This is a genomic window from Protofrankia symbiont of Coriaria myrtifolia, from assembly GCF_900634755.1.
Taxonomy (GTDB): domain Bacteria; phylum Actinomycetota; class Actinomycetes; order Frankiales; family Frankiaceae; genus Protofrankia; species Protofrankia coriariae.
The window spans coordinates 7,734-18,919 of record NZ_CAAAFS010000111.1 but is presented as its reverse complement, the minus strand read 5'-3'; the positions used below and the strand labels follow the sequence as shown (position 1 = coordinate 18,919).

9 protein-coding genes, 1 tRNA gene and 1 pseudogene are annotated in these 11,186 nt (G+C 66.3%); 4 read left to right on the top strand and 7 right to left on the bottom strand.

Annotation, left to right across the window (positions count from 1 at the left end; all coding sequences use genetic code 11):
- Positions 1–1,022 precede the first annotated feature (1,022 nt).
- The 3 genes and pseudogenes from CM1CMNOD_RS24350 to CM1CMNOD_RS06175 all read right to left on the bottom strand — a co-directional run bounded on the left by CM1CMNOD_RS24350 (position 1,023) and on the right by CM1CMNOD_RS06175 (position 3,834).
- Entirely contained in the window at positions 1,023–1,397 is a 375-nt protein-coding gene (locus tag CM1CMNOD_RS24350; RefSeq protein ID WP_157490981.1) for a protein NO VEIN domain-containing protein, read from the bottom strand.
- Positions 1,398–1,484: 87 nt separating this feature from the next.
- Positions 1,485–1,907, bottom strand: a pseudogene (locus CM1CMNOD_RS24345) (TIGR02391 family protein).
- Between the two features lie 904 nt (positions 1,908–2,811).
- The gene (locus tag CM1CMNOD_RS06175; RefSeq protein WP_050803370.1) at positions 2,812–3,834 is read right to left on the bottom strand and encodes a hypothetical protein; all 1,023 of its coding nucleotides are present in this window, start codon (positions 3,832–3,834) and stop codon (positions 2,812–2,814) included.
- Between CM1CMNOD_RS06175 and CM1CMNOD_RS06170 the strand changes: the two genes are divergently transcribed.
- On the top strand, positions 3,833–4,327 hold the full coding sequence (locus CM1CMNOD_RS06170) for a tyrosine-type recombinase/integrase (protein WP_237703013.1): 495 nt from the start codon (positions 3,833–3,835) through the stop codon (positions 4,325–4,327). The two genes, CM1CMNOD_RS06175 and CM1CMNOD_RS06170, sit on opposite strands and share 2 nt — an antisense overlap.
- Before the next feature lie 82 nt (positions 4,328–4,409).
- Here the strand turns inward: CM1CMNOD_RS06170 and CM1CMNOD_RS06165 are convergent.
- From CM1CMNOD_RS06165 to glpK, 4 genes are all read right to left on the bottom strand, one after another.
- Positions 4,410–4,482, bottom strand: a tRNA-Lys gene (locus CM1CMNOD_RS06165).
- Between the two features lie 102 nt (positions 4,483–4,584).
- Positions 4,585–5,202: a hypothetical protein gene (locus CM1CMNOD_RS06160; protein ID WP_050803369.1), complete on the bottom strand. Its 618-nt coding sequence runs from the start codon at positions 5,200–5,202 to the stop codon at positions 4,585–4,587.
- Between the two features lie 343 nt (positions 5,203–5,545).
- A complete protein-coding gene (locus tag CM1CMNOD_RS06155; protein WP_013872809.1) occupies positions 5,546–6,643 on the bottom strand; it encodes a Rieske (2Fe-2S) protein in 1,098 nt (365 codons plus the stop codon).
- Positions 6,644–7,174: 531 nt separating this feature from the next.
- A complete protein-coding gene (glpK, locus tag CM1CMNOD_RS06150; RefSeq protein ID WP_013872808.1) occupies positions 7,175–8,722 on the bottom strand; it encodes a glycerol kinase GlpK in 1,548 nt (515 codons plus the stop codon).
- A gap of 508 nt (positions 8,723–9,230) precedes the next feature.
- Between glpK and CM1CMNOD_RS24340 the strand changes: the two genes are divergently transcribed.
- From CM1CMNOD_RS24340 to CM1CMNOD_RS06140, 3 genes are all read left to right on the top strand, one after another.
- Entirely contained in the window at positions 9,231–9,335 is a 105-nt protein-coding gene (locus CM1CMNOD_RS24340; RefSeq protein ID WP_420848661.1) for a putative leader peptide, read from the top strand.
- Positions 9,336–9,514: 179 nt separating this feature from the next.
- Positions 9,515–10,222: a hypothetical protein gene (locus CM1CMNOD_RS06145; protein ID WP_013872807.1), complete on the top strand. Its 708-nt coding sequence runs from the start codon at positions 9,515–9,517 to the stop codon at positions 10,220–10,222.
- A gap of 114 nt (positions 10,223–10,336) precedes the next feature.
- Positions 10,337–11,161 carry a class II aldolase/adducin family protein gene (locus CM1CMNOD_RS06140; protein ID WP_013872806.1) on the top strand — a complete coding sequence of 275 codons (825 nt, stop codon included), beginning with the start codon at positions 10,337–10,339 and terminating at the stop codon, positions 11,159–11,161.
- The last annotated feature ends 25 nt before the right edge of the window (positions 11,162–11,186 follow it).

The window sequence follows — 11,186 nt, the reverse complement described above, 5'->3', positions numbered from 1 at the left end:
GCCGTCCCTGGATGCCCGCGATCAGCTAACTCAAGATCAAAAACTACCTGACTAGTTACCGTTACAGAACGCTTTGATCAACTGACACGATACCTATGCCTCCATCTTGGCGGACAGCTCGGCCTAGAGGTTGTTCCTCACCTTCATCGGAAGGCGGAGGCCGTACAGAGACGTCAACTGTTGGCCGACGAGATTTGTAGTCAGGGCACGCTGTCTAGCATGATTCGGGTTCCGGACACGGTCGGACCAGTCGGAATAGTCACCGATGTTCGGGCAGGTCGGATAAGTTGTTCTGTTGGGATTGAAGCACCTCGCCAAGGCCGTCCGCTAACCCGCGTCAATTGGATTCTCCGACAACTCAAGGACGCTACCGGAAATCTTCGCATTGAAGCTTACTATCCTGGATCTCGGGACGCTGGATCGGCAGAGCTATTGTCTGTCGCACGCCAGAAACCTAATCTTCTGGTCGCTGATCCCGCTCGCGACATCCGATCATTTAAGATATCACTCAGCGCGCCTCTCGGAACAAAGCGTGGTCTTGGAAAGGGAACTTTCATCACCTCGACAGTCGAAACGCTGGAAAAGTTTTATGAGGAGGTGGTTCAGAACTTGCGCGAATGGCGGAGCTCTGCTGATATATCTTCCGTAGAGACGCCTTCGGAGTAGGATACGGCGGCCGATATCGTGATTAATTGATCAATTCTCGGTCGACCGCCTCCCGATTTATCCCGACCCTAAGTCGTCATTAGGCTTGTGTCCGTTGCCGTCGCGCATATAGGGCACATGCCGCTGGTCAGGATGATCGGTAGGCGGTCGACCGCCGCGACGGTGTGTAATCCAAAGCCAGGGATCGACCTGCGGATTATGAGATCGTCGATGGTTCGTCTGCCGACATCCGCGAACGTCCACCGGTGCAGCTCACGCAGCTGGCGGCGTCCGTGGACGTCCATGAGCATCCGCCGTTGTCCGTGGGCTTGGCTGCCATCTGCTCATGCGGTCTCGCCCGTCCATTCGGGTGTTGCTTACGTCTTCGGCAGCACATAACAGTATCGGGTCGCAAGTAGGTCTGATCGGGACGGGGTCCAGGGAGACCACTCGCGCCAAGTGCCTCCACTGGCTACTATGTGACCATCTTCTGTTCGACTCCAGGAGATATCGTCGACCACGACGAGCACTGAGTCCGGGTAGTCTTCGGCGTGGCGTACTTCGTTATCTGTGAGCTCGACAGCCTCGCGGCGGGTTGCGCTGCCCTTTACCTCGATGTGTACCGTCTCATCGCCCCGGTGCGCTTCAACGTCCCAAGAACGAATGGAGCCGACGTCAGTGACGCTGTATCCTCTGCTGGTGAATTTGGTTATAACTGTATCAACAGCACGCCTTTCGATCGCCTCCCGCACTGCAGTGTCAGCTAGGCGTCCAGCCCCACGATTGGACGTCGGGCGGATCTCTTCATCTGCGAGGGAGCTGTTGGTAGGAGGGCAGGGTCAATCTATTCTATTTATTTCGCATTCGTCTATCCAGCGTGCGAGGATACTAAATGCCGCCAGATACTCGAGGCACATTTCCTTAGACCATGCGACTTCCAACTCGTGTGCCGCTATATTGCGAATCCCTGCATAGCGGCCCTGCGAAAAAAAGCGAGCGCCGCGCATTCTGTTTTTCCAGGTTGCAGTCTGACGATCTCCAGGAAATCAGAGTCGCGGCGCATCCCGCTTCGGGTCGTCCTCGCTAAATAAGTTTTGCAGCAATGTATCGTCTGATACATCGAACCGGCGTACTTTTTTCTGTGTGTTTCCTGATACGGCTCTTGCTGCTTGCTCGACGGCCTGCCGGTAATGCCCCCCTTGCCAAAGACTACTGGCGGCGTAAAAGATCCATGGGTGTAACTGGTATGCGCCAAGGTCCATTTGCAGCTGCGAGTAATGAGTGTGAGGCGAGTGGGAGGTGGCAGCGCGGGAGAACGGTGGGTGCTTCGCATGTAGTATCGGCGCGCGTCTAGATATGAGGCTACCAAGAAAGTTTGCAATTTCCGGAACCAGGGAGGAGCTTTTTTGTCCTACTGGGAGGGTGTTTGAAGAATTGGAAGAGTCGAGAGTGTGAGGTGATTTCGATTGGCGAGATCGTACCCGATATTGTGCTAACCACCAGATGGAGCATGGCAGTATTCCGAATACCGCCGCAGCGCCGAGTGCGTTCCCCCAGCGAGCGGCAGGTGCGTAATCCGTGTATGGATCAGAGGTAAAGATCGCGAGGAAACTGACTGTGGCGATCGCCAGAGCTATCCAGAAGGGTGCACGTCGACGGCGCACCCATCGCCCAACCCCTCGCCACATCAACCCTCACCAGTCCTTCCCCAACATGCCTGGAGCGCGCGGCAATCTTGTCACATCGGTGTCTGATCCGATGCGGAGGCGACCACAGAAGAGTGCTGCGACTGGCAGGCTGTACGGGTCGGGCTGTCCGGTGAGCGCAGCGCCCTGGTTCAGTCCTCCCAGCTGTGCGCTGGCGTGCCCTCTGCTCGGTTGTGCGTGTGTCCCCGGCGTGCGCGGCGGTGATCAGCGTCGGACAGCCAACCGGTGAGGAGCGTGAACGTGTCCGCCGTCCGGATTCCCGGTGAGATTTTGCGCGGTGGCGGGTCGGCGACGCGCCCGGCGAGCATGGCCGTCCACGGCCACGCGCAGCCGGCCGCGCGGCGCGGCCCGCCGCCGCGCCTTGATCCTAAAACGGATAATTCGGCAGTCAGTCAGCCTCGACGTAGCCAACGTCGTCCGTCGGGCTGTGTCGCTGATCGCCGGTCCGGGTTCGGCGTGGTCAGGCTGCGGTGGTGGCGAGGGCGGTGCGGTCGATGCGGGAGACGAGTTCGCGGGCGTGGGTGTTGTGCTGGTACGGGGCGAGTCGTTTCCGCAGGTCGGTCATGGCGGTGACGTAGCGGGCGGAGATGGGGACTCCGGCGGCAATGTCGATCGCCGTGTGGCCGGCGGTGATGGCGCCTTCGAGATCGTTTTGCTGGGTGAAGCTGACGGCGACGACGGTTTGGCTCAGCGCCCCGCGGCGTCCCCGGTTCTGCTTACGGGCGGCCTCGACGGACTGGCGGGCGTAGCGGTGGGCCTCGGTCGGGTCGCCGATGTCGCGGAGACTGTTCGCGATCTCCCCGGTGACGTAGGGCTCGTCGATGAACTTCGCCCATTCGGGTTCGTTCGCCGAGTTGATGCGATCGAAGGTCTTCTCGGCCTGCGCGATCGTCGCGGCGGTGTCGGTGGAGCGGCCCAGGACCGACAGGGCGCGGGCTTCCAACACGTACAGGTCGGTCAGGGCGGCGGGGGCACGCAGACCACGCAGGCCGTGGCGGCCGGCGCGGGCGAGCCGGAGCCCTTCGTCGGGGTGCCCGAGTTGGGTGGCCTGGTCGGAGAGTCCGGCCAGGACATGGGCGCCGAGCATCCGGTTACCGGCGGCGTCGGCGAGCCGGAGGGACTGGATCAGGTAGCGCTGCGCGATGCCGTGTTGGCCGGAGTCGAACGCCATCCATCCGGCGAGATAGGTCTGTTCGGCGGCGACCTCGAAGAGGGCCTGGCGGACGGGCTCGGGGTGGGATTCCTGCAGGAGCGGGAGGACGTGTTCGGTGAGGTACTGGGCGACGGTGCGGCGGGCGATGTCCCCGCCGCCCTGGATGACGTCCATTTCCTGGAACACGCCGAACATGTTGCGGATGGACTCGACCGCGGCCATGTCCGCGTGGGCGGGTCGTCCGGCGTCGGCGGCGTCCAGGCTGGTCAACAACCAGTCCCGGCTGGGGCCGGCGAGCGCACCGAGAACGAATGATGAACGAAGCAGCATGTCCCGACGGCGCACGTCGGCCCTCCCGAGTGACAGTGCGGCTCGGCTGGTGGAGCTCCTGCGTCAGCATCGGGTGGTGCAGGCAGGCGAACGGTTCGAACGCGGCGACGCCTGGACTGAGACGGGTCTCGTGTTCACCTCGTCGATCGGTACCCCGCTGGAACCACGGAACGTCAACCGCCGGTTCGATCAGCTCCGGGAAAAGGCCGGACTCCCCTGGCTCCGCCTACATGATCTTCGTCATGCGTTCGCCTCGATGCTGTTCTCCGAAGGCGTGCCCGCGCGCACGGTCATGGAACTACTCGGACATTCGACCATCCAACTGACCATGAACACGTACACCCACGTCATGCCCGAGACCCAGCGGGACGCCGTGGGCCGTCTGGACCACCTGTTCACCGGCGACAGGCCCACGGACGAAGAGGACGACAACGCGGACGAAGCCGGAGGCCCCGACCCCACCGACACCGACACCGACACCGACCAACAGTGATCGATTGCAGATGGGTACACCGTTGGGTACATTGATCTTCAGGCGGCCATCACCAAGAGTGATAAATGCAGGTCAAGAAGGGTGCGCCGCCAGGGACTTGAACCCCGAACCCGCAGATTAAGAGTCTGCTGCTCTGCCAATTGAGCTAGCGGCGCGTGTCGCGTGCTGTGCGCTGCGACGGGTCCGAATGTACCAGGCTCTGGCGGGGTCGGGGCCCACGGGTAGGCCCCGACCGGACCAACTTGGCCACATCGGCCTCAGGGCTTCTCGCAACCGAAGCCGTCGTGATCGCTGTCGAGACGGAACGGGTCCGGAGAGAGCACCCGGACCGGCCCGGTGACGTAGTTGGGGCCGTTCCCGGAGCCGCCCGCGCAGTCGTAGTCGCCGATCCCGTCCTTCAGGCACACGTCCGGATAGGCCGGGTTGCAGACAGCGGGAGGCGCGGCCGGTGCGGTGGTGGGTGCCGGTCGCGCCGGGGCCGCGGCGGCCTGTGCGGGCGTCCGCGCGGGTGCGGCCGGCGGTGAGACGGATCGTGATGTCGTGATCACGGCGACGGGGATGCCAGGAGAGGCAGGAGTATCGGATGCCGTCACGACGGGCAGGGGCGGTTGTGTCGGCTGACCGGCGACCGCCAGCGGCTCGGCCGCGGACAGCGGAGCGCCGACAGTCGACGACGCGGACGTGGGCGATGGGCTCACGACCGCGCTCGGAGCGGCCGACGCCGACACCGCCGCCTGATCGCTTTTCGGAGCCAGTGCCGTGAGGACGAGAAGCCCCAGGAAGCTCGCCCCGGTGACGATTCCAGCGCTCCGGCGGTTGTGGATTCGCGCCTGGTGCAGGTGACCGCGCACCAGCCCGACAAATCCGACAATCATGATGATTAATGCCAGTAATATACAAAAGGCCAACACGTGGTCCCCCCATGTGTGCGTGGCCAGCGACTCTACAGCGCAGGTGGATCGCGCTCGGTCTCTGGGTGGTCCCGCAAAAAGCCTGCCGGACCTGCACACATGGCGCTCGTACCCGGTGCTCGCGGAGCGTGGCGGCGTGGCGGCCTGCCGGGATCCCGCGCTGTCACGGGCCCGAGTCGTCTCGGGCCTCGCCGGCACCGGTTGGACGTCCGGTCACTCCCAGCAGGGACCCGACGCTCAACCGGTGCCGGCCACCGGGCCGCCCAGCCCACGGGCGTCGCGGGCACCGTCCACGCGGCCGACGGTGCTACGCGCTGACGGCGGATTCCTCCGGCGCTGGGTCGCCGAAACGCCAGCCGGGCGCGATACGGCGCTGGAAGAAGGCGCGGAACTCGCGGACGGACGGGCCGTCCGGCTTCACCCAGAGGGTTTTCTCGGGATGCCGCAGCCAGCGCAGCACGTCGATGTCGGCGTAGACGTTCCGCCGGACCGTCAGCCACATCATGCGCGCGATCAGGTGGTTGAGCGGCGCGAACAGCGGGCCGGGGAGTATTTTGCGGACAATGACCCGGTAGCCGAAGAACATCAGGTCGTCCCGGACGGGGGTGCCGCCGAGAACAATTGTCAGCAGCGGGCCGGAGCGGTCGACCGTGGCGTCCTTCTGCGTCCGGTAGAGCGACGCGGACGGCCCGATCATCTCGATGAACGCGAACGGCTTGAACCAGCGCTGGACCTTCTTCATGCCGGTCGCGTCGGCAGGCCGCAACTGGTATTCCAGGCGGTCTTCCTTGTTCACCAGGATGGCGTACTCCAGCTTTCCTACGCCCTTGTGCGCGACCGGGAAGTGGTAGATGTCGGAAACGTGTTCCGCGACCGGCAGCAGCGTTCCCCGGGCGGTGTAGATCTGGCCCTTGAGGTTCAGGTACTTCTTGGAGTCGGCGTAGGGCACCTCGACGAACTCGCCGACCGGTTCGGGGCCGTACCAGAACCAGATGTTCCCGGCGTGCTCCCGGACGGGGATCGCGCGCTGGCCGGCCCGCGGGGGGATCTTCGCCTGGTCCAGCCCGGGGATGACCTCGCAGCCGCCGTCGGTCCGGAACTCCCAGGCGTGGTAACCGCACTTGATCCGGTCATCGACCACGGTGCCGCAGCGGCCGAGGTCAGCACCCATGTGGCAGCACTGGCTGTCCACCATGCCGACCCGGCCGCTCTTCCCGCGGAAGAGCGCGAACTGGTGGGACATGAACTCGACGGGCAGCACCTGGCCCGGTTCGAGATCCTCACTGTACCTGGCGAAATACCAGCCGAACGGGTAGTCGGTCTTCTGTTCCTCGCCGAAGGACTGACCCTCAAGCAGCCGCCTGTCGTATTTCTTGAGTTGCTTCTGCCATTTCGACTTCGCCACGGGTCCTCCGCGAGTAATACTTGGAGAAAAATGGGTGTACACGAGAGATAGCCGGCGAGATGGCCTTGTATTATCGGCCGGTTGACCGCACCGGGCGGTAACGCATGATCGACATTAGCATGCGGCCCGCGACAGATCCCGAGGATGCCGCTGCGTGATGGAAACAACAAGCGACGCACGGCAGCGAGGTAACATGGTAACGGCCATGTTTCGAACGGAGGGCACCCACCCGGGAGCTATCCGTTACCCGCTGTACCCCCAACGGCGGCCGGTTTCCCGCGAGGTATGCTCTACCCGTCCGAGACAACAGCAAAGCAACCGCGGGCCCGTATGTCGCCCACCGCACACCGAAGCCGCCGGCGCGATTGTTCCGGCTATTCTGTCGTGGCCGGAACCAGTGAAATCACAGGCTGTTCCCGACTGCTGGAAAAATGTTCGACGCGCAACCAGGAGCCGTCCACACCGGCTCATGCCGGCTCATGCCGCACGTTCACCTCGGTGCGCACCGGTGCATGTCCGTTCGCACCCGGCTCACCCGGGGTCGGGGCCGGGGTCGGGACCGGGGTCCACGTCCACCCAGTTCAGGGTGCGTTCGACGGCCTTGCGCCAGCCCGCGTAGCCGCTTTCGCGCCGGTCCGCCGACCAGCGGGGCTCGAAGCGGCGCTCCTCCCGCCAGTGCGTGGACAGCTCACCGGTGTCCTTCCAGAAGCCCACGGCGAGGCCGGCGGCGTACGCGGCGCCGAGCGCCGTCGTCTCGGCGACCACCGGGCGGCTGACGGGGACGCCCAGGATGTCCGCCTGCGTCTGCATGCACAGGTCGTTGGCGGTCACACCGCCGTCGACCCGCAGGACGTCCAGGGCCACGCCCGAGTCCAGCCGCATCGCCTCGGCCACGTCCCGGCTCTGGTAGCAGATCGCCTCGAGCGCGGCGCGGGCAAGATGGGCGCCGGTGTGGAAGCGTGACAGCCCCACGACGGCGCCCCGCGCGTCGGAACGCCAGTACGGCGCGAACAGCCCGGAGAAGGCCGGGACGAAGTAGATCCCGCCGCTGTCGGGCACCGTCGCGGCCAGCGTTTCGCTCTCGGCCGCGCTGCTGATGATGCCGAGCTGGTCGCGCAGCCACTGCACGGCCGACCCGGTGACGGCGATCGAGCCTTCCAGCGCGTACACCGGATCGTCGTCACCGAAGCGGTAGCCGACCGTCGTGAGCAGCCCGTGCTGGGAGGGCACCGCCCGCGGGCCGGTGTTCAGCAGGAGGAAGTTGCCGGTGCCGTAGGTGTTCTTGGCCTGCCCGGGGGCGAAGCAGACCTGTCCGACGGTGGCGGCGTGCTGGTCGCCGAGGTCCGCGGTCAGCGCGACCTCGCCGTGCAGCGGCCCGGAGACGGTGGTCGAGCCGTAGCCGGTCGGGTCGGACGACGGCCGGATCGCCGGGAGTATCGCCCGCGGGACGCCGAAGAACTCCAGCAGCTCGTCGTCCCAGTCGAGGGTGTGCAGGTCCATCAGCATGGTGCGGCTGGCGTTGGTGACGTCCGTCACGTGCAGCCCGCCGCGCGGCCCGCCGGTGAGGTTCCACAGCAGCCAGCTGTCCACGGTGCCGAAGACGGCCTCGCCCCGTTCGGCCGCGGCGCGGACCCCGTCGACGTTGTCGAGAATCCACGCGATCTTGCCCGCGGAGAAGTAGGTCGCCGGTGGCAGGCCGGACCGGCGCCGGATCACCTGGCCGCGGCCGTCGCGCTCCAGCGCGGCCACGATCCGGTCGGTGCGGGTGTCCTGCCAGACGATCGCGTTGTGGTATGGCCGGCCGGTGCGCGGGTCCCACACGATCGTGGTCTCGCGCTGGTTGGTGACGCCGAGCGCGGCCAGGTCCGCGGCGCCGAGGCCGGCGTCGGCCAGGGCCGCCGCGACGACGGCGGCCGTGCGCTCCCAGATCTCCACCGGGTCGTGCTCGACCCAGCCCGCGCGCGGCAGGATCTGGGCGTGTTCGAGCTGGCGGCGGGCGACCTCGCTGCCATCATGATCGAAAATCATGAAACGGGTGCTTGTGGTGCCCTGGTCGATCGCCCCGACGAAATCGCCCATCGCCGTCCTTCCGTCCCGTGCGGTCGTCGCATGTGGCGGCCGCGCCCATCCGGGTGGGCGCGGCCAGCGGCGGCGTTCACCGGAGTGATGACCACCGGTAGTAGCGACCGCTGGAAGTAGCCACGACGTAGGAGCATGGCCCACCGGGAACCCACGGTCCATCGGCGCATCAGGCCGCCCGGTGTATCAGGCCGCCCGGTGTATCAGGCCGCCCGGTGTATCAGGCCGCCCGGTGTATCAGGCCGCCCGGTGTATCAGGCCGCCCGGCGCGTCAGGCCGCCCGGCGCGTCAGGCCGCCCGGCGCGTCAGGCGGTCGGTGGCGCGTCGCGCGCGGCCAGCGCCCTGGCAGCGGCCGACACGCGATGTCCCTGCTGTCCGATGTTTCCGATGCCCGACGTTCCTGATGCCCGGGCGCTCCCGGCGTGCCGTCGGTGTGCCATCGACGTGCCATCGGTGTCCCGCGCCCGACCGGGGCGAGTATTGACATCAACCCCACATCACACGCATCGTGGACGGTGTGCATACCGAGTCCCGGCTTGTGACCCGCGGTCACATTGATCTGCTGCGGGTCGCGTCAGCAGCCTGTCCGGGTCTTCCTTCCTTCCGTCGATAATCGCGTGCACCCGCACGCTGCCTGACCCGCTCACGGACTGTCGCTCTCCTTCCGTAGGACGAAAGCACGTGTTTCCCGCACGTTTCGTTTCCATCCCCCATGGGACGCGGAAGAAAAACAACGGCACGCATCCACGCCGGCCATCGCGACAGCTCCCATCCGACGACAGGAGATGCACAATGACCTCCGCGCCGCCCGCGACATTCGCGTCGAGACGGCCGCCCACCGGCATTCATGGACATACGGCCGGTAACGCCACGTCACTGACCACCACACTCGAGGCGCCGCCCGGTGTGCCTCCCAGCCGGGGATCCGTCCTCATCCTGACCGGCCGGGACGAGACGGTCGCCTCCTTCGAGGGGCTCCGGCTGCGGCTGGCCCTCGACGGCTACACCACCACCGTCTCGGAGGAGCCCGGCACCAGTGTGTCGACACTGGCCGAAGCACGTATTCCCGGAGCACCCTTCGTCCTGCTGGGCTCGGACATCGGCGGGCTGCGCGCGCTGACCCTGGCGGGCTCCCCGGCGCTGCGCCCGGACGGCGTGGTCCTGCTCGGGCTGCCGCTGCTCCAACGCCCCCTCACCGCCGACGGCGGCGTCAGGAACAGCGAGGATGCCGCGGGCGCCAGCGGCGTCGGCGGTGCCTACGCCCCGGTGTACCCGGTCCCGCGGGCCCTGCCCGATCTGCCCATCCTGCTCGTCCACGGGGTGGACGACCAGGTGAGCCCGCTGCCGCTCACCCAGATGATCATTCGTACGGCCCCCCGGGCGCGGCTCACGATGGTGCCCGGCCAGCACGATGTGATCACCGGGCCCGGCTACCGGACGGTGGCCGCCAGCACGCTGGTGTTCCTGGAGTCCCTGCAACACGATCCGCCGCTCGGATGAGCAAGGGGCACGCGGAAACGGCGGCGGGCGGTGCGCGTGCCACGACAACGATCCTTTCCGAGATCCTTTCCGGGGTCACGTCAAGGTCCGAGGTCACGTCAAGGAGATCAGGGCATGTCCACAAGCACCAGCCTCGCCCCCAGCATCCGCGAGCAGTTCCGGCAGACCCCGCTGCGCGTGGCCGACCAGAACGTCCCGAAGCACCCCGAGCCCGAGGGCTCCGTCGAGGATATACGGCTGCACCGCAAGCAGCGGCTGGCCGCCGCCTTCCGGCTGTTCGCGAGGTTCGGCTACGACCACGGCATCGCCGGCCACATCACGGCGCGTGACCCGGAGCTGCCCGACCACTTCTGGGTCAACCCGCTCGCCGTGCCGTTCGCCCAGATCAAGGTCTCCGACCTGCTGCTGGTCAACCACAACGGCGACATCGTCATCGGCGACCGCCCCGTCAACACGGCCGCGTTCGCCATCCACTCCCAGGTGCACGCCGCCCGCCCGGACGTCGTCGCCGCGGCGCACGCGCACGCGCACGCCCTGGCCGGTAAGGCATGGTCGTCCCTCGGCCGGCTGCTCGACCCGATCACCCAGGACGCCCTCACGTTCTATGGCAGCCACTCGCTCTACGCCGACTTCAACGGCGTGGTCCTCGACACGGCGGAAGGACGCAACATCGCCAAGGCGCTGGGGCCGAACAAGCTCGTGATCCTGCAGAACCACGGCTTCCTCACCGTCGGGCAGTCCGTGGAGGAGGCCGCGTGGCTGTTCGTCACCGCCGACCAGAGCGCGCACGCGCAGCTTCTCGCCGAAGCCGCCGGCCGCCCGAAGCCCGTCCGGCACGAGGTCGCCGCGCCGCTGGGCCGCAGCCGTTCCTTCGGCGGCTTCAGCTTCGCCCCCTACTGGGACATCATCACCGCCGAACAGCCGGACCTGTTCGACTGAGCGCGCCGGGTGACGCACTGTGCGG